Consider the following 21,086-nt stretch of genomic DNA (forward strand, 5'->3'; position numbering starts at 1 on the left):
CCAGTCTCCTCAAATGGGGGCTGGCTTCTTTCCGTTAAGTCTTTATACCTCATTTTCAGACAACTATTTTTATGAATCGCTATAGTTCGACATAATTCAACAATCAATCTATTAATTCGACAAAATATCCTAATGAAAGAGGGCTGAATGCCCTATATTCTAGTAGAAGTTGCATTTCATAGCTGAAGGGAGTATTTTCATGGGTTGGTTGGGGAGTATTGTGAATTTTAAGAAAAAAGGTATTATTCTAACTTTGGCGGCGTTATTGTTTTCTACCGTTGCGCCTAATGCGGGGGCTGCCAAGAACGAAAGCGGTGCGCCCAAAAACTATATTATCGGCTTGAAAAAAGAAGCCTCGTCCGATCAGTTCGTTGCAAGAAAGGGCCTCAAAAACAAAAAGGCCAAAAAAGCGAAAAGATCCAATACGTTGGCGCTTAGTATGAGCCCGGAGGAGTTAAGCAAAGTCAGCAACGACGCCGACGTCCTGTACGTGGAAGCCGACTCCGCCGTCAACATCGCTTCCGTGGGCGCTCTGAACAAGAAGGACGCTTCCGTTAAGAAAGTAAATAAAAAAGCGGAGACCGTTCCATGGGGAATTCATGCGATTGGAGCGGAGCTGGCGGCTGAGCAAAAGATCAACGGAAACGGCATTAAAGTCGCGGTCATGGATACCGGGATAGCCAAACATTCGGATCTTAAAATCGCGGGGGGAGTTTCTTTCGTTCCCGACCACCCGAGCTATTTGGACGACAACGGCCACGGGACGCACGTATCGGGGACGATCGCCGCTTTGGATAACCGAATCGGCGTTGTCGGCGCTGCCTCCAAAGTTAGCCTGTACGCCGTCAAAGTGCTGGATGGCACGGGAGAGGGGAGCTACAGCCAAGTCATTCAAGGGATCGAGTGGGCCATCGACAATAAGATGGACATCATTTCGATGAGCTTCGGAGGAACGGAAGACAGCCAAGCGCTCCATGAGGCGATCAAAGCGGCGGCCGACCAGGGCATCCTCGTCATTGCCGCAGCAGGGAACAGCGGCGCAGGCGAAGAGACCGAGCTGTACCCGGCTCGTTACTCCGAAGCCGTGTCCGTTGCCGCCGTTAACGACAAATATCAGAGAGCTTCGTTCTCCAGCACCGGAAGTCAATTGGACTTGGCTGCGCCGGGAACCGACATTCTCAGCACGACTTCGGACGGAGAATACGGAGTGCTGTCCGGCACTTCCATGGCCACTCCGCACGTTACCGGAGCTGCTGCGCTTCTATGGTCGAAGAACAAAAATTGGTCGCCGGAGCAGGTCAAGCAGCAGCTTTACGATACCGCTACGCCACTCGGCAATGTGCATGAATATGGGCGCGGGCTTGTCAACGTTGCGAAAGCTCTTCAACTGATCGACGGACCGGTTGAGCCGATTGACTCTAACCCTTCGCAAGAGCCAAGCGTTCCCGATAATGCCGATGGAGACACATTCAACGTGAACGCGCTGGATCTCCGATTGCTGGAATTAAGCGATCAGCTGGACGCGCTGAAGCGGAAAGCGCAAGCTGCCGGCAACATTGATCTGGCTAAGCAACTGCAAAATCAATATTATAGCCTGCATAAGCAGAGCGCTCAGTTGCATGGGGCGGCGGCGCCGTCGGCAGCGGATTCGAAGCCGACGACGAAGACGAAAGCCGAGAGCGCTTCGAAGGCTTTGACCATCAAGAACGAGCTAAAAGCGAAGGCCGACGAATTCAAAGCTCTTGAAGACAGCTACAAGAAAGCGATAGCCGACGGAACTGCAGCTTTAACGCTGCCGGGCGCAGGCGCTTCCGGACAGACGGTAACTGGCGCGGTATACCGGTCCGGCGACGGTCAAATCGTGCCCGCAGGGCAACCGGTAACGGTTTACGTAAGCTGGCCGCAGCCTCGCTCGAAGATATTCGTTACGGTTACCAATATAGAAACAAAGGCGATCGTTGCGTCCGACACGTCCTATCCGACCGAGTTAACGGCATCTTATACGTGGAACACATCTGCTTCAACGGTGCCTGGCAGCTACTCCATTCGTCTGGCGTATCCGGAGGCTCCGGAGCAGTCCGACGAATTTACGATTCTAGTCAATGCCCCAGAGCCGGTTTCCTCCGATACAGAGACGGAGGCTCTGACCGCGCAATCGAGCTCCGTAACCATTCAAGCGGTCAAAACGTTAACGCTGAACACGGCTGTCGACGTTAACTTGGCTGCAGGCGTCACTCAGGTTTATTCGTTCACACCTTCCGTCACGGACAAGTATAGGCTAATGACTAGCCCGTATGGAGGAACCGGCGCGGCGAGCGATACGGTGCTGGATCTTTATTCGGATGCCAATCTTACGAATATGATCGATTGGAACGACGACGGTGCCAATGCCCCATTCTCTCAGATTGATGTCGTTCTTACCGGCGGAGTCAAAGTTTATTTGGTTCTGAGCGGCTATGGCGGCGGTGATGTGCATGCCCGCCTGCTGGCTAAGGTGTTCGCCCCGACCATCGCGGTAAGTGGTACGGTGGATGTTAACTCTCCGCAAGATGAATTTGTGCCTTATAAGTTTACGGCTTCGTCCTCAGGCTTTTATAGGTTTTTTACGACTTATTATGGCGGAACAAGCAGCGGCGGGTTAAACGATACTATGTTAAATGTATATTCGGATATGGATTTTCTCTATTTGGAAGATTACAACGATGATGCCTATACAGGAAATACGTTTTCAGAAGTATCGCTGTACATGACAGCTGGAACCACGTACTACATGCAAGTTGGAAGTCCCTACAGCAATCTTCGTGCCCGATTAAGCGTGGCCGCTGTCAGCGTCCCTGCGCTTTCGTTAACCTCTTCCATTGATGCGGATTATTCAACAGGAGTGTTGAAAGTGTACTCGTTTACGCCTTCGTCAACCGGGATGTATAAGTTTTACACCGGAGCGTACGGAGGAACGGGTGCCGATAACGACACTAGATTGGAACTCTATGATGATGCTCGATTGACGAGCATGATTGCTTGGAACGATGACAATGGCTATTTTAGCACTAACTTTTCCGAGATAGCCATCTCTTTGACAGCAGGAGTTAAGGTTTATTTGAAAGTGACCGGCAGTTACTACGGCGATCCTTTGCGCGCTCGATTAAAGGTAAGTGCCTACCCGCCGACCGTTAGTAGCGGATCGTATGTGGATGGGGATTCGAGAACGGGAGGTTCGCAAATATACAAACTAACAGCTCCGTCATCTGGTGGTATGTATAAGGTATCAACCGGATACTACGGAGGAACAAGCAGCGGCGGTATTAATGATACCATGCTAGAAATATTCTCCGATGTGGATTTGAATAATTTAATTGACTATAACGATAATGTCGGTAATTCCTTGTTTTCCGAACTAATTGTGCCTGTAGTCGGCGGACAGTCCGTTTATTTGAAAGTATCCGAAGTCAACGGAAATGTCGTGCATGCCCGATTAAGCGTAGCTACATTATCGGTGACGACGCTTAGTCTCAATACTTCTGTTGACGTTGCACCTTCAACAGGAAGCATAAAGCTGTTCAAATTTACGCCGTCATCAACAGGAACGTACCGTTTCAATACGACTTATTACGGAGGGAATAGCAATAATCCTGTATCGGATACCATGCTGACAGTCAGCACCGATCAAGCTTTTCAAAACGTTCTTCCTTACGGGGAGAACGACGATGCGAATGGTACGTATTTTTCGGAGGCGAACGTCTATTTAACTTCAGGAGTGACTTATTACGTAAAGCTCATCAATATTGACAGTACCCCGTTAAATACAAGAATAAAAGTGAGCTCCCTATTGTCAGCCAAAGGGGCAATGGAAAAACCGACAAGCGGTCAGACCGTAAACGGTACGTTCGAAGTCTCGGGATGGGCACTAGACGGGTTAGGGGTCGATAGGGTCGAATTATTGGTAGACGGAATTGTAAAAGCAACGGCTGTATATGGTTACAATCGCGAAGATATCTACACAGCCAACACCACTTACAACAATCATGATGCAGGATGGATGGCCTGGTTCGATAGCGCGGTGTTAACGAATGGAACGCACACGTTATCGGCTCGTTCGGTTTCTTATATCGATGTTAAGACAACATTAACAACAAGAACCATCACCGTCTCCAACACAAGAAACGCTACAATCCTGAGTGACACCATTCCGACAAACATGGAAGCCGGGAAGTCCTATAACGTGGCGATTACCGTTCGCAACGATTCGACGGTTACTTGGGAGGCGGGGACCGGATTTTCGCTGGGGGCGGTAGGAGACAGCGATCCGTTCGCAGCCATTCGTCAACAAATTCCGGCCGGACAGGCCATAAGCCCGGGACAACAATATACATTCAATTTCGTGATGACAGCTCCGACAGGGGCGGGATCTATGGGAAGCAAGACGACGGATTGGCAGATGCGACAAGATAACTTCGGTTGGTTCGGGGCTATTCTTACGAAGACGGTTACGGTGGTAGACATCAATTATCCTTCGGCATCCAGCATTAGCAATCCTGGACTTGTAGCGGCAAGCTCCGGCTCGTATGAAGTATTCGCATATGGCGTAACGGATACCGGAACGGGAGTAGCTAACGTCGAATTTGTAACTTGGACGGAAGCCGGAGGACAAGACGACATCGTCTCCCATGCAGGCACCAATATGGGCAACGGCACTTGGAAAGCTGCTGTTCCTATCAATCAACACAAGAACGAGCGGGGTAACTATATTACTCACGTCTATGCTACTAACATTACGGGCAACCGAGTATTCGTAGGGAACGCAACGGCCAAAGTATACTCCGACAGCGGCAAAGATTATTCGTACGATACGTCAGGCAGGTTGATGAGCATTAACTATCCGACCGGCAACGCAATACGTTACTTGTACGACCGAAACGGCAATCTGCTGCAAAGAAAATGGTACGATCCTACCAATAATACGACAGCGCTATCCGATTTTAGTCAGACGCAAGGATATAAAAATTGGTCGTATGCCGAATGGAACGGTACGTCGTATATTCCGTTAACCTGGGAGCTTAAGACAGGGAAATGGGTCAATAACACGAGTAAAACGGAAATAAAAAGTCAGTCCCAATTGCCGGGCACGACCGATGCCGTTCGGAAATGGGTGGCATCCGTTCCGGGCACGATCACGATAGCGGGCAATGTGGCCAAGGGCGATGTCGGCGGCGGAGACGGAGTACGAGTCAAAATCATGAAAAACGGCACGCAAATATGGCCGGCAGTCGGCTGGAGAGAGATCGCTTACGATAATGCTTACGGCTACAACATCGATATGATGACGTCAGTAGCGGCGGGGGATGCGATTTATTTTGTCGTCAATAGCAATGCTACAAGCGCGAACGATAGCACGAATTGGAATCCGTCTATCACCTATCATTAATCATTAATATTCTAAATTCGAATACATTCGGGTGGAGTGAAAAAGTTGAAAAATCGACTGTCTCAAAAAATAATTATTTCCTTTCTATTTGCAGTTGTTCTCATCCAATCGAGCCTTCCGTTTGGCAACGTGTATGCGGCCAGCAGCAACAGCAAGGTTTTATCGGTTAACGGATTGAAGGAAGTTCCTGTTGACGATAAGGCAGAAATCAATCCGTTCGAAGGCAAAGAGATTACGATTACTGATAAAGACACAAAAGACGAGCTAGCCCACAAAGTTTCCGCTTCTAAAAGCAAGGCCGATAAGGACAGACAAACAGCAAAGCAAAACCTGTCTTCCGATATCTACAAAATCGGAGCCTACTACTATCCCGATTTTTTCGAAACGTTAACCGATACGGAAAAGCTGGAAGTACTCGACTGGAATTACGATATCGTCCAACAAAAAATGGCTGCACTGTCCAATAAGCAGAAGCAACAATTGAAAAGCTATGCACCGATCGCTTACGAGGCGTATTCAAGCACGCTTCCGGAAGTCAAAGCCAAATCGTCAAGTCTCACGGAAAAGCAAGAACAGGCGTATCGTGAGCATGTGCGGAATATTATGAAAGATTCCCAGGATCAGATAGAGAAGAAAACGAAGGAGCTTCGGCAAGCGAACCCGGGCAAAGTCAAAACTTCGAAATCCAATGAACGCGGCGAAGTTCGCACTCTAGCCAGCTCCCAGTATACAATTAACGAGCAAAAAACGGAGTATAACTACAAGGTTAATTCCGGCGAAGTAGTCGATCCGTTGTATCGAACGGCTAACCAAAAGTCTGTCGACTTGTTTTTGAACGGCAAAAAGGGGTTAGATTTTTCGCTAGTACGCACATACAACTCGATGAACAGCAAACTGTTCAGCCCGCAGATGATTGCTTATTACTCGGATAACGTTTATTCACAGGGTTCGCATAATTATACTACGAGCATTAATGATTTAGTCATCGCAAGCGACCCTAATTTTATTGCAACTGGATGGTCGTTGAATATTCCGACGATGTCGGTTCAGTACATTGAGGCAGATCTTAATTCCATACGCAGAACGAATGCTTGCGCGTCTTCTACTTCAACGGAAGGAAGTTGTGAAAGCGTTTGGTATATTTTTTTCCCATACAAAGTAGATGGCGTTGATAAGGGCTATAATAAAGTGACTTTTCAACTCGATAACGGCGATTCTGTCGAGTTCAAAGATTTTTACGGTGCAATTGGTTCAAGCGATTATACGAAAAAAACACTTTCGGCAACTGAGTATCCTTATCAGAACGTTACAGCGTACAAACAAAGAATTGCATCCGATGCAGTTGAATACGTTATTTCCATCGACAATGAAGTGTTCTATACTTTTGACGCTTCCGGGAAAATAAAAAGCAAGAAGAACGAGTACGGAGATCAGATCACCTATACCCATACCGAAAATGTACTGATTATTAAAGATTCCTACAATCGAGACATCGTCATTCAACGCAATTTGACTACCAAGAATGTGATGGGATTTTCAGCGTCAATCGGCAGTACCGCCATCAAGTCCGGACAATACGTTGTCGAGCGTAAAATGAAGGATTCGGCTTTGTTAAAACACTTCGGAGTCGATACTTATATAGCGAACTCTCCTTATTGGACATTGAACAGCGTGACCTATACCGTCAAAGGCGAAACTAAAACTATAGCTAGTTATACTTATAAGGACTTGTCATTGGACACGGTTGCAGATTTCAATCTCGGCCCCCAAGGGTACTATTATTATGCGCAATCCGACGCGGAAGCTACCGTTCAACATCCCTTTTGCAGTTGTACGAAAGGCCAGAATAATGTAATTCTATGGAACAACGACGGCATCGTTAATAATTTCTTTGAAACCGTCCAGGTGGAGACTAGAAGAGCGGAGACATACGGTGAAACGATGTATTTGCTTCTCAACACCGTTACTCTTTACAACGGATTGGAAATTCAGTATACGTATGACAAATACAATCGTGCTTGGTCCACAATTTCGCTTACTACAATCGGAAACCGTGAGCAAACTCGTGGCACTACGCGCCTGTTCATGGATCAATTCGCACTGCAATACATTTCCTATCACGCTGTTAATCAAGTCAATTACAAGTACACTCAAGATGGAGTAACCAAAGTGCTGACGGATACTTACGCCAGCTACAACAAAGTAAAAAATTACCCTATCAACGAAGTGTTGAAAAGCCACAATTCCATGTATGGCGACACGAACTATCGTCTGCATCTCGCTACTCGTTACGGACATCAACAAATCATCGAGACCCGCTCGCCCGGAACCGAGTCGGGGAAAACTCGAAGCGCCTATCAAAAATTTGAAATACACGACAATATCGCTAAATTCCGTCATATGAATTTAACGGAGACTTGGACGGAACAAGGGACCGATTATAACCCATTTAGCGCGATTGACACGGCAAACCAGATCCAATATGAGAACGATAATAAGGCCAGTACGTTTTACGGTTACGACTATGACGGTCTGAATCTTACTTCGGTCTCAAACAAAGGCTCCGTGAACAGTTTAGGTACGCTTGTTCAGGATACGACTTACGATACGTGGGGGAAAGTTCTAACCGAAAAAGACGCCAAGAATAACACCGTTACTTACGAGTACAACGGACCAAACCATCATTTAAGCAAGAAAACGCAAATTAGCGCCGACTCTGCTTACAAGGGGATTGAAGAATACGAGTACTACCCGGCTAACGACGCGAATGTCAACCGCCGCAACGAATTGAAAAAAACGACGATAACCCAGCAATATCCTGATCCTAACCTTACAGGTGTAATTAAAAGCGATACGATAACGACCGAATTTCTGGATTATAACGCAAATCGTCAGGTTCTCTCGATCAGAGAGTCTTCCAGCGGCGCGCAGTTTGGTCAGTCTTCCGTGAACACGGAATCTGAATTTACGTATACGACCGTCGGTCAGGTAGACACGGAGAAGGTGAAGGTCACCCTCAAGGAAGGCAATCCGCAATCCAATGTCATTGTCGATTATGATTATGACGCGCAGGGACGGGTTATCAAAAAAACGTATCCGGACGGCAACTACGAGGAATTTGAATACGATGCGCTGGATCGAACGAAGCTTTACAGAGTTAAGCCGGTGAACAAACCCGAGCGGGTTACCGCTTATACGTATTCGGATTCCAGTCGTACATTTACTACGCTAAATCCGGATGGCACCGAAAGCATTTCCACATTCACGCCATTCGGACTTGAAATCAAGCAGCAGGTCAAGAAGGACACCGATATCCGATTGATGTTAGTCAACGACACCTACGACGGTCTGAATATTAATAAATCCAAGCCTTACGGCGATGCAGCTTATGCAACGACGTATACTTACGATTCGCTAGGCAGACTCAAGACAACCGTTAACCCGGCAGCGGAGACGACAACCTATTATTATTCCAATAGTGCGAAGAACTTGGTTACGAACAAATCTACGTTGCAAAATACGGTAAAAGTGGTTCAGCCGGATGGAAAAGAAGAAATTTCATACTATAACCCGTTGGGCGAACTGGTCAAGGCGACGGCAACGACCCCAGACGCAGCTAAAAATATCGTTGCAACCTATACCTACTCGAAGCTAGGCCAACTGCTTGAACAAAAAACAACGAGCGGCGGAATCGCTCAGACAACGAAATTTGCGTACGACAGTTTCGGTAATTTAATCAAAGTGAACGATGCGGAAGGTCAGTCTTATTCTTATACGTACGACCGGATGGGCAATCTAATCCGCTCGAAAACGGGTACGAAAACGACCAGTTACAGCTATAACGAGACCGGCTGGAGAATGAAGAGCCTAGAAACAGATGAAGCTCCTCAGACTTATGCCTACAAAATCAATGGACTGGTAGATTATTATGTCGATGCCAACGGCAAAAAGCATCAATACGAGTATTCGACCGCATACCAGGTGGAAGCGTATAAGGTTTACAATGGGAGCAATCAGCTCGAATTGTCCGAAACGTACCAATATGATCCTGTAACGTACCTGGTTAGCAATGAAACCAATTCCGCGAATGAGACCATTGGTTATGTCTATGACAAGTGGGGCAACTTGGACACCTTCACTGTCGCGAGCCGCGTGTACGACGTCAATTACGATTCCAATCTACGGTTCAATTCGCTCAAATATCCGGATCAGTCGGAAGTTCTCTACACTTACGATACTTCCAATCGCATCAATTCGGTGAGCTACCCGGGAATGGGAACCATTACTTATGCTTACACGAAAGGAAGCAACAACTCGTCCTACACGATTCAGTATCCGAATAATAACAAGCAAGTAAAGCAATACGACGCATTCGGATCCGTCACGGCGATGAAAAGCTATTTGAACAACAGCACGACGCCTAACTGGTCCGAGTCTTACGGAACGGACGGATTCGGCAACGTCAAGACGATCCAGAACGGAAGTGCGACCCGTACGTTCCAGTACGATGCGTTGAACCGTATTAACTCGGAGACCGCTTCTTCAGGTCAATTGACGTACACCTATGACGATATGGGCAACCGGTCGTCGTTGTCGGACAGCGGAGCCGTTCCTAGCGCCCCGGCAGGTATCGAGAGTCTCTCCACCTATACGGCGAAGAATCAGCTTGCAACTTACGCAAACAATGGGGTTTCTTCGCAATATACGTACTATCCAAACGGTCTGAGAGCAACGAAAAAGGTAGGCAACGAGACGACGCGCTACGTCTATTTAGACGGTCAGATTATCGAAGAACTCGACGGTTCGGGCAATGTGAAAGCTCGAAATGTTTGGGCCAACGAGCTGCTGTATCGTCAAGACAACACGACCAACCAGCAAGGCTATTACTACTATAACGGTCACGGAGACGTCGTTAGCATCAAGGACGGCAATGGCAACCCACTCAACAGCTACGAGTACGATACTTGGGGCAATTTCACGAGTAAGTCCGAGACGATGTCCAATCCGTTCACGTATACGGGAGAAGTGTACGATAACGAGACGGGCTATATCTACCTCCGAGCTCGTTACTACGATCCTTCGATTGGGCGGTTTATTTCTAAGGATACGTATGAAGGACAGTTAGATAATCCGTTGTCCCTAAATAATTATACGTACGTTCATAACAATCCATTAATCAATATTGATCCAACAGGTCATTATTGTGTATCTGCAGATGGTATGAATGCTCATTCTGGACTTTGTAAGGACGACAGTAATAAACCAACTAGACAAATAACAAAAGATACATCAATGATTAACGCTCTGCCGTATATAGTTGACGGTGTGGTGAAAGGTTACTATAACACAGAAGGTAACCTCGTCATGTTCCCTGAAGATAAGTGGGCTAATCAAACTTTTTGGAGCATAATAAGTGAAAAAGAATATAACGATCTATATGTCCTGTACGCAAGTTATTCCGGCTCCCCGCCTCCAACTACGAATACATGGAACAATTCAAATGTTTCGCCGGGCTTGAGATATAATAGTGGAAAATCAGGCGGCAAAAGTAATGTTAAAGTAGTAAATCCATGCAACTGTTTTACAGCAGGAACCAAGGTTCAAACTGACGAAGGGGAGAAGAATATCGAAGACATTAAAGTCGGAGATAAGGTTCTTTCCAAGGATGAAAAGACTGGCGATGTAGCTTATAAAGAGGTAACGGATACGTTCAACCATGAGACGGATGAGATATACAGCATTCAAGTAGGAGGTCAAACGATAGAATCGACCTTTAACCATCCGTTCTATGTGAAGGAAACAGGATGGACGTTTGTTAAAGACCTCAAAGTCGGTGACTTGCTTGTTCAGAGTGACGGGAATACACTCAAGATAGACAGCATCGAACTGGAGTACAAGCACGTCACGGTTTACAACATGACGGTTGATGAGTTCCATACGTACTTTGTCTCCGACCTTGGGATTTGGGTGCACAATACTAATAAATGTACTTTCAGAGATGTTTCTAAATTGAGTAGTTGGACAAAAACAACGAATGGTCCTAAGGGGGCATTAAAAGAACAGGGTTTACGTTTGTTAAGAGAGAAGTACGTGGTAATGGACTAATCATTGATTACTACAAGGATGGCAATGGTCATTATGCACAACTTCATACAAACCAACTGAATAATACAGGAGCTCCTGGGAAATATGATCCGCAACATTTTCACTATACAGATTCAAATGGAAATAGTATCAATAATAGCCATTACTACTAATGGAGGGTTGACAAATGATTTGCTTTAAGTATTCCAGACCGTATTTTCTAATTGAAGATTCTATTTTACCTTTTCGAACAGAATTATATTTCGAAATATTTAATTGCTTTCTAGATGAAGACGAAATTTTGTTATTTGCTGGGCCAGTAAAAACAACAGATCGGGAGTATCTGAAATATATAGAAGAGCGCAAGGTATTAACGGGCTCCATTGATACGTGGTCATGGTGGCCAAAGTCAAGGAAGGAAATTATTTGGTTTAGGCCAAACACTAAATTGGAAATCTTGAAGGAGATAAGAGTTTTTTGTTCATGCTTTGTCACTGAAACTAAAAATAAAAATATTATCAATTTTAGTTATGCTTTGACTCTGGAGGAAACCGATGAAGGTATATGCCTATACATCTCTGAAAAGCAGAGCGGTAGCTTTTTGTCTGAAGTATTCCCAAAGATTAAAAAAGTCTTGAAGGATGACAAAATTTTATATGAATCATTGATTTAACAAGATCTTAGGGGCGATTTGGTCAAGATACCATTTAGTGAGAATTATAAACACACCTAGGCTACAAGCTGATTCCTGTACTCAACAGGAGTCAGCTTGTTTAGTTTTCGTTGTGCTCTATCTTCGTTGTAAAAACGAATGTATTCCTTAATTCTTCTTTGTGCCTCGTCGATTGATCGTATATCATAGGGGTAGAGTGCTTCGACTGTAAGATGAGAGAAGAAGCTCTCCATTGAGGCGTTGTCATAACAATTGCCTCGGCGTGACATGCTGATTTGGGCGCCAACCTGTGGCAGCATGTCGTGGTAGGCACGAGACGTGTAGTGGCTTCCTTGATCGCTGTGAACGATCAATCCAGTCACGTCTTTATGTTTATCAAAGGACTTCCTGAACGTCTCTAAGACAAGCGGATTCATTGTACGACTGATTTGGTATCCGACGATTTCATTGTTCCATAGATACTTGATTGCGGATAAGCAGATCTTCTCATCTAACACACGATATTGCGTAATGTCTGTTACCCACTTCTGATTAGTTTTATCAGCGGTGAAATCCCTTTACAGCTTATTTTCTGCAATTCTGCCATCTGATACGGCAGCTTCATAACTCGTTCTATGGACATATTTGCGGCGTATGATTGCTTTAATACCGAGCTCCTACATTAATCGACCTTTTTGTGATTGATTACAAGGCTGTATTGTCTGTATAGCTCATCTTGCACACAACGATATCCTACGGTCTTGATGATACCGAATTAGCCGAATACGAAGCAGAAAATAAAGGCTATCGGAAAGATGTTTTTGTGAAGATTCAAGATGATTATTACAACCTCCGAACTGAAAATATCAAGGAAATCATTTGCCTGCTTTATGATGACGGGTATTTTAAACATCTTAAACCTGTCGATAAAGGAGTTCATGGTTTCGCATAATTTAACTTCGACCTTGAGGAAAACCTTCCTATGCCTATTGATGTTAAACAAGACGGAACTTGAATAGGATGATCGAATTGGAAATAAATTTAAAACAGTCTTACGGTGTGATTAAGCATAGCATGTCAACTGAGAATATTGCTGATTTGATAAGTTTATTTATTGAAAAGGATTCGATCGCGTTATTTTCTTTTTATGAAAGAAATATGCATCTGTTTGACGTAAACACACAAAAGTTTATCTCAGATAGATTTGTTTTTGTGAATTCTGAATGGGTTTTGCCATGGGAAGAATCTATTCCTCATTGGGATGAACCGGATCAAACACCTCCAAAAATAATATGGTTTTCGGTAACGCAAAAGGAGGATATGATAAAAGCAATTGAAATTGATTATTTATTTAGATGTATTGTTATTAAGCAGGGCGAAGAGTTTAAACGATGTACAAATGTTCTATTTCATCAGGAATATTATTCGTCTGTTGATGAAGAGGACTATGAATATTATTTAGGTTTTACAAATAAGGATTTCTTTTTTGTTAATTCTTTGGACGAAGTTAAAGAAAGGTTTGAGATAAGATTAATAGAGTAGGCGGTTAAGTAGACTTTGGGAGGATTCTCAAGGTCTTTTTTTTGCCCCTACGTAAAAGCGGCACGATAACGACCGAATTTCTGGGGCGGCTACATGCAAATCACTTGTTGTCGTAGAAATCGATGATTGGCTTAATCCATTATTTATAAGAAGAACGCAAGGGGTTACGGAGATTGTTGAATCTATTAATAAAGCAATTGAATATATAGAATCCATTATCTGATTAGTTATATTATTGTCGTTCACCACATGCGAGTGTCATAACTCCATGTGGTTTTTGGTGTATCCTTTTCCGAAATTAAATATCAAAATCATCTCCGCGCACTAATAATACATAATTTGACAAAAATCGACTTTCAAATGTAAGATTCAAGTAGTTACTAAAAAAAGTTGTGATGAGCATAACGGGAGTGTGGACAGGGTGAGAGGTGCATTATCTCGTTTAGTTAAGCAAGCGCTTACTCCGAGAGGACCCAACGCGCAAGGGATCAGGCCATTTCATTCTTATGCCGCAGCCGTAATCAAGCCGGGCATTCCCGACAAGTACTTCGAGCATTTGCACAAGACGGGTTTATTGACGGAATCCCGGAGTATTGAGAATTGCGACATTGCCCGAATTTTCCTTGAACGGGGACACTAGTCGTCTCACTCCAATCGCCGGACAGATTACGAGCTAACAAGGATATGCTTGTGAAGCAAGCGCAAAGTCTGCCGCAGGGTGTTTTGTTTTTTACGGGCACCGTGGCGGTAAACACGGGCAAGTGACCGAATCCGGTCAAAAAATAGGCGTAAACAGAGGTTGCGTGATTGCGACCGGCACCGGCGAATTTATCGAGTGGGACAAGCAGTCGGTAAGCACTGTGATAATTGGCCCCATGAGTTTACGGTGCAGACCGGTGCGAAAGAAGCGCCGTTTGTCAAATCGGTGAATATCGAAGCCGGGAGCGCTTTTATATCAGGCAATGCCTCGATATTATAACGACATCCCTGCCGCTTCCATCAACCGCTTTGACCAAAACGGCAGCGCCGCTTTCTTTCGCACCGGTCTGCACCGTAAACTCATGGGGCCAATTATCCAAAGTGCTTACCGACTGCTTGTCCCACTCGATAAATTCGCCGTGCCGGTCGCAATCACGGCAACCTCTGTTTACGCCTATTTTTTGACCGGATTTCGGTTCACTTGCCCCGTGTTTACCGCCACGTGCCCGTACAAAACAAAACACCCTGCGGCAGACTTTGCGCTTGCTTCACAGCATATCCCTTGTTAGCTCGTAAACTCTGTCCGGCGATTGGAGTGAGACGACTAGTGTCCCGTTCAAGGAAAATTCGGGCAATGTCGCATTCTCAATACTCCGGGATTCCCGTCAATAACCCGTCTTGTGCAAATCTCGAAGTACTTGTCGAATGCCGCTTGATTACGGCTGCGGCATAAGAATGAAATGGCCTGATCCCTTGCGCGTTGGGTCCTCTCGGAGTAAGCGCTTGCTTAACTAAACGAAAATGCACCTCTCACCCTGTCCCACATCCCGTTTGCTCATCACAACTTTTTTTAGAACTACTTGAATCTTACATTTGAAAGTCGATTTTTGTCAAATTATGTATTATTAGTGCGCGAGATGATTTTGATATTTAATTTCGGAAAAGGGATACACCAAAAACACATGGAGTTATGACACTCGCATGTGGTGAACGACAATAATATAACTAATCAGATAATGGATTCTATATATTCAATTGCTTTATTAATAGATTCAACAATCTCCGTAACCCCTTGCGTTCTTCTTATAAATAATGGATTAAGCCAATCATCGATTTCTACGACAACAAGTGATTTGCATGTAGCCGCCCCCAGAAATTCGGTCGTTATCGTGCCGCTTTTACGTAGGGGCAAAAAAAAAGACCTTGAGAATCCTCCCAAAGTCTACTTAACCGCCTACTCTATTAATCTTATCTCAAACCTTTCTTTAACTTCGTCCAAAGAATTAACAAAAAAGAAATCCTTATTTGTAAAACCTAAATAATATTCATAGTCCTCTTCATCAACAGACGAATAATATTCCTGATGAAATAGAACATTTGTACATCGTTTAAACTCTTCGCCCTGCTTAATAACAATACATCTAAATAAATAATCAATTTCAATTGCTTTTATCATATCCTCCTTTTGCGTTACCGAAAACCATATTATTTTTGGAGGTGTTTGATCCGGTTCATCCCAATGAGGAATAGATTCTCCCATGGCAAAACCCATTCAGAATTCACAAAAACAAATCTATCTGAGATAAACTTTTGTGTGTTTACGTCAAACAGATGCATATTTCTTTCATAAAAAGAAAATAACGCGATCGAATCCTTTTCAATAAATAAACTTATCAAATCAGCAATATTCTCAGTTGACATGCTATGCTTAATCACACCGTAAGACTGTTTTAAATTTATTTCCAATTCGATCATCCTATTCAAGTTCCGTCTTGTTTAACATCAATAGGCCATAGGAAGGTTTTCCTCAAGGTCGAAGTTAAATTATGCGAAACCATGAACTCCTTTATCGACAGGTTTAAGATGTTTAAAATACCCGTCATCATAAAGCAGGCAAATGATTTCCTTGATATTTTCAGTTCGGAGGTTGTAATAATCATCTTGAATCTTCACAAAAACATCTTTCCGATAGCCTTTATTTTCTGCTTCGTATTCGGCTAATTCGGTATCATCAAGACCGTAGGATATCGTTGTGTGCAAGATGAGCTATACAGACAATACAGCCTTGTAATCAATCACAAAAAGGTCGATTAATGTAGGAGCTCGGTATTAAAGCAATCATACGCCGCAAATATGTCCATAGAACGAGTTATGAAGCTGCCGTATCAGATGGCAGAATTGCAGAAAATAAGCTGTAAAGGATTTCACCGCTGATAAAACTAATCAGAAGTGGGTAACAGACATTACGCAATATCGTGTGTTAGATGAGAAGATCTGCTTATCCGCAATCAAGTATCTATGGAACAATGAAATCGTCGGATACCAAATCAGTCGTACAATGAATCCGCTTGTCTTAGAGACGTTCAGGAAGTCCTTTGATAAACATAAAGACGTGACTGGATTGATCGTTCACAGCGATCAAGGAAGCCACTACACGTCTCGTGCCTACCACGACATGCTGCCACAGGTTGGCGCCCAAATCAGCATGTCACGCCGAGGCAATTGTTATGACAACGCCTCAATGGAGAGCTTCTTCTCTCATCTTACAGTCGAAGCACTCTACCCCTATGATATACGATCAATCGACGAGGCACAAAGAAGAATTAAGGAATACATTCGTTTTTACAACGAAGATAGAGCACAACGAAAACTAAACAAGCTGACTCCTGTTGAGTACAGGAATCAGCTTGTAGCCTAGGTGTGTTTATAATTCTCACTAAATGGTATCTTGACCAAATCGCCCCTAAGATCTTGTTAAATCAATGATTCATATAAAATTTTGTCATCCTTCAAGACTTTTTAATCTTTGGAATACTTCAGACAAAAAGCTACCGCTCTGCTTTTCAGAGATGTATAGGCATATACCTTCATCGGTTTCCTCCAGAGTCAAAGCATAACTAAAATTGATAATATTTTTATTTTTAGTTTCAGTGACAAAGCATGAACAAAAAACTCTTATCTCCTTCAAGATTTCCAATTTAGTGTTTGGCCTAAACCAAATAATTTCCTTCCTTGACTTTGGCCACCATGACCACGTATCAATGGAGCCCGTTAATACCTTGCGCTCTTCTATATATTTCAGATACTCCCGATCTGTTGTTTTTACTGGCCCAGCAAATAACAAAATTTCGTCTTCATCTAGAAAGCAATTAAATATTTCGAAATATAATTCTGTTCGAAAAGGTAAAATAGAATCTTCAATTAGAAAATACGGTCTGGAATACTTAAAGCAAATCATTTGTCAACCCTCCATTAGTAGTAATGGCTATTATTGATACTATTTCCATTTGAATCTGTATAGTGAAAATGTTGCGGATCATATTTCCCAGGAGCTCCTGTATTATTCAGTTGGTTTGTATGAAGTTGTGCATAATGACCATTGCCATCCTTGTAGTAATCAATGATTAGTCCATTACCACGTACTTCTCTCTTAACAAACGTAAACCCCTGTTCTTTTAATGCCCCCTTAGGACCATTCGTTGTTTTTGTCCAACTACTCAATTTAGAAACATCTCTGAAAGTACATTTATTAGTATTGTGCACCCAAATCCCAAGGTCGGAGACAAAGTACGTATGGAACTCATCAACCGTCATGTTGTAAACCGTGACGTGCTTGTACTCCAGTTCGATGCTGTCTATCTTGAGTGTATTCCCGTCACTCTGAACAAGCAAGTCACCGACTTTGAGGTCTTTAACAAACGTCCATCCTGTTTCCTTCACATAGAACGGATGGTTAAAGGTCGATTCTATCGTTTGACCTCCTACTTGAATGCTGTATATCTCATCCGTCTCATGGTTGAACGTATCCGTTACCTCTTTATAAGCTACATCGCCAGTCTTTTCATCCTTGGAAAGAACCTTATCTCCGACTTTAATGTCTTCGATATTCTTCTCCCCTTCGTCAGTTTGAACCTTGGTTCCTGCTGTAAAACAGTTGCATGGATTTACTACTTTAACATTACTTTTGCCGCCTGATTTTCCACTATTATATCTCAAGCCCGGCGAAACATTTGAATTGTTCCATGTATTCGTAGTTGGAGGCGGGGAGCCGGAATAACTTGCGTACAGGACATATAGATCGTTATATTCTTTTTCACTTATTATGCTCCAAAAAGTTTGATTAGCCCACTTATCTTCAGGAACATGACGAGGTTACCTTCTGTGTTATAGTAACCTTTCACCACACCGTCAACTATATACGCAGAGCGTTAATCATTGATGTATCTTTTGTTATTTGTCTAGTTGGTTTATTACTGTCGTCCTTACAAAGTCCAGAATGAGCATTCATACCATCTGCAGATACACAATAATGACCTGTTGGATCAATATTGATTAATGGATTGTTATGAACGTACGTATAATTATTTAGGGACAACGGATTATCTAACTGTCCTTCATACGTATCCTTAGAAATAAACCGCCCAATCGAAGGATCGTAGTAACGAGCTCGGAGGTAGATATAGCCCGTCTCGTTATCGTACACTTCTCCCGTATACGTGAACGGATTGGACATCGTCTCGGACTTACTCGTGAAATTGCCCCAAGTATCGTACTCGTAGCTGTTGAGTGGGTTGCCATTGCCGTCCTTGATGCTAACGACGTCTCCGTGACCGTTATAGTAGTAATAGCCTTGCTGGTTGGTCGTGTTGTCTTGACGATACAGCAGCTCGTTGGCCCAAACATTTCGAGCTTTCACATTGCCCGAACCGTCGAGTTCTTCGATAATCTGACCGTCTAAATAGACGTAGCGCGTCGTCTCGTTGCCTACCTTTTTCGTTGCTCTCAGACCGTTTGGATAGTACGTATATTGCGAAGAAACCCCATTGTTTGCGTAAGTTGCAAGCTGATTCTTCGCCGTATAGGTGGAGAGACTCTCGATACCTGCGGGGCGCTAGGAACGGCTCCGCTGTCCGACAACGACGACCGGTTGCCCATATCGTCATAGGTGTACGTCAATTGACCTGAAGAAGCGGTCTCCGAAGTTATACGGTTCAACGCATCGTACTGGAACGTACGGGTCGCACTTCCGTTCTGGATCGTCTTGACGTTGCCGAATCCGTCCGTTCCGTAAGACTCGACCAGTTAGGCGTCGTGCTGTTGTTCAAATAGCTTTTCATCGCCTGACGGATCCGAATGCGTCGTATTGCTTTACTTGCTTGTTATTATTCGGATACTGAATCGTGTAGGACGAGTTGTTGCTTCCTTTCGTGTAAGCATAAGTAATGGTTCCCATTCCCGGTAGCTCACCGAATTGATGCGATTGGAAGTATCGTTAAGTGTAGAGAACTTCGACTGATCCGGATATTGAGCGAATTGAACCGTAGATTGGAATCGTAATTGACGTCGTACACGCGGCTCGCGACAGTGAAGGTGTCCAAGTTGCCCCACTTGTCATAGACATAACCAAATGGTCTCATTCGCGGAATTGGTTCATTGCTAACCAGGTACGTTACAGGATCATATTGGTACGTTTCGGACAATTCGAGCTGATTGCTCCCATTGTAAACCTTATACGCTTCCACCTGGTATGCGTCGAATACTCGTATTGATGCTTTTTGCCGTTGGCATCGACATAATAATCTACCAGTCCATTGATTTTGTAGGCATAAGTCTGAGGAGCTTCATCTGTTTCTAGGTCTTCATTCTCCAGCCGGTCTCGTTATAGCTGTAACTGGTCGTTTTCGTACCCGTTTTCGAGCGGATTAGATTGCCCATCCGTCGTACGTATAAGAATAAGACTGACCTTCCGCATCGTTCACTTTGATTAAATTACCGAAACTGTCGTACGCAATTTCGTTGTCTGAGCGATTCCGCCGCTCGTTGTTTTTTGTTCAAGCAGTTGGCCTAGCTTCGAGTAGGTATTAGGTTGCAACGATATTTTTAGCTGCGTCTGGGGTCGTTGCCGTCGCCTTGACAGTTTCGCCAACGGGTTATAGTATGAAATTTCTTCTTTTCCATCCGGCTGAACCACTTTTACCGTATTTTGCAAACGTAGATTTGTTCGTAACCAAGTTCTTCGCACTATTGGAATAATAATAGGTTGTCGTCTCCGCTGCCGGGTTAACGGTTGTCTTGAGTCTGCCTAGCGAATCGTAAGTATACGTCGTTTGCATAAGCTGCATCGCCGTAAGCTTGGATTTATTAATATTCAGACCGTCGTAGGTGTCGTTGACTAACATCAATCGGATATCGTGTCCTTCTTGACCTGCTGCTTGATTTCAAGTCCGAATGGCGTTGAATGGAAATGCTTTCGGTGCCATCCGGATTTAGCGTAGTAAATGTACGACTGGAATCCGAATACGTATAAGCGGTAACCCGCTCGGGTTTGTTCACCGCTTAACTCTGTAAAGCTTCGTTCGATCCAGCGCATCGTATTCAAATTCCTCGTAGTTGCCGTCCGGATACGTTTTTTTATAAACCCTCCCTGCGCGTCATAATCATAATCGACAATGACATTGGATTGCGGATTGCCTTCCTTGAGGTGACCTTCACCTTCTCCGTGTCTACCTGACCGACGTCGTATACGTAAATTCAGATTCCGTGTTCACGGAAGACTGACAAACTGCGCGCCGCTGGAAGACTCTCTGATCGAGAGAACCTGACGATTTCGTTATAATCCAGAAATTCGGTCGTTATCGTATCCGTTTTTAATTACCACCTGTAAGGTTAGGATCAGGATATTGCTGG

General features: G+C 44.1%; 11 protein-coding genes. 5 read left to right on the forward strand and 6 right to left on the reverse strand.

The window, feature by feature from the left end; genetic code table 11:
- The first annotated feature begins 220 nt into the window (after window positions 1–220).
- The 3 genes from D3H35_RS03065 to D3H35_RS03075 all read left to right on the forward strand — a co-directional run bounded on the left by D3H35_RS03065 (window position 221) and on the right by D3H35_RS03075 (window position 12,179).
- A complete protein-coding gene (locus D3H35_RS03065; protein WP_233567721.1) occupies window positions 221–5,422 on the forward strand; it encodes a S8 family serine peptidase in 5,202 nt (1,733 codons plus the stop codon).
- A 45-nt stretch (window positions 5,423–5,467) separates the two neighbouring features.
- A complete protein-coding gene (locus D3H35_RS03070) occupies window positions 5,468–11,527 on the forward strand; it encodes a polymorphic toxin-type HINT domain-containing protein (protein WP_119147717.1) in 6,060 nt (2,019 codons plus the stop codon).
- A gap of 166 nt (window positions 11,528–11,693) precedes the next feature.
- Window positions 11,694–12,179, forward strand: a complete 486-nt coding sequence (locus tag D3H35_RS03075) for a hypothetical protein (protein WP_119147718.1) — start codon at window positions 11,694–11,696, stop codon at window positions 12,177–12,179.
- A 56-nt stretch (window positions 12,180–12,235) separates the two neighbouring features.
- On the opposite strand, the gene D3H35_RS34575 is transcribed toward D3H35_RS03075, so the two are convergent.
- Window positions 12,236–12,676, reverse strand: a complete 441-nt coding sequence (locus tag D3H35_RS34575) for a transposase (protein WP_378125050.1) — start codon at window positions 12,674–12,676, stop codon at window positions 12,236–12,238.
- Between the two features lie 502 nt (window positions 12,677–13,178).
- On the opposite strand from D3H35_RS34575, the gene D3H35_RS03090 reads away from it, so the two are divergent.
- The gene (locus D3H35_RS03090; protein WP_233567722.1) at window positions 13,179–13,700 is read left to right on the forward strand and encodes a hypothetical protein; all 522 of its coding nucleotides are present in this window, start codon (window positions 13,179–13,181) and stop codon (window positions 13,698–13,700) included.
- 1,933 nt (window positions 13,701–15,633) lie between these two features.
- On the opposite strand, the gene D3H35_RS31940 is transcribed toward D3H35_RS03090, so the two are convergent.
- Complete coding sequence (locus tag D3H35_RS31940; RefSeq protein WP_233567723.1) at window positions 15,634–15,939, reverse strand: hypothetical protein; 306 nt, start codon at window positions 15,937–15,939, stop codon at window positions 15,634–15,636.
- A 717-nt stretch (window positions 15,940–16,656) separates the two neighbouring features.
- On the opposite strand from D3H35_RS31940, the gene D3H35_RS34580 reads away from it, so the two are divergent.
- Window positions 16,657–17,097, forward strand: coding sequence for a transposase (locus tag D3H35_RS34580; protein ID WP_378125050.1), 441 nt, complete (start codon window positions 16,657–16,659; stop codon window positions 17,095–17,097).
- An 84-nt stretch (window positions 17,098–17,181) separates the two neighbouring features.
- Here D3H35_RS34580 and D3H35_RS03110 read toward each other — a convergent pair whose 3' ends face one another.
- The 4 genes from D3H35_RS03110 to D3H35_RS03135 all read right to left on the reverse strand — a co-directional run bounded on the left by D3H35_RS03110 (window position 17,182) and on the right by D3H35_RS03135 (window position 20,581).
- Complete coding sequence (locus D3H35_RS03110) at window positions 17,182–17,637, reverse strand: hypothetical protein (RefSeq protein ID WP_119147721.1); 456 nt, start codon at window positions 17,635–17,637, stop codon at window positions 17,182–17,184.
- A gap of 14 nt (window positions 17,638–17,651) precedes the next feature.
- Window positions 17,652–18,395, reverse strand: coding sequence for a polymorphic toxin-type HINT domain-containing protein (locus D3H35_RS31945; RefSeq protein WP_233567724.1), 744 nt, complete (start codon window positions 18,393–18,395; stop codon window positions 17,652–17,654).
- A gap of 196 nt (window positions 18,396–18,591) precedes the next feature.
- Window positions 18,592–18,912: an RHS repeat-associated core domain-containing protein gene (locus tag D3H35_RS35325; protein WP_459178243.1), complete on the reverse strand. Its 321-nt coding sequence runs from the start codon at window positions 18,910–18,912 to the stop codon at window positions 18,592–18,594.
- A gap of 1,417 nt (window positions 18,913–20,329) precedes the next feature.
- A complete protein-coding gene (locus D3H35_RS03135) occupies window positions 20,330–20,581 on the reverse strand; it encodes a hypothetical protein (RefSeq protein ID WP_147355723.1) in 252 nt (83 codons plus the stop codon).
- Window positions 20,582–21,086: the final 505 nt, after the last annotated feature.

The sequence above is a fragment of the Cohnella faecalis genome (genome assembly GCF_003570905.1).
Lineage (GTDB): Bacteria > Bacillota > Bacilli > Paenibacillales > Paenibacillaceae > Cohnella > Cohnella faecalis.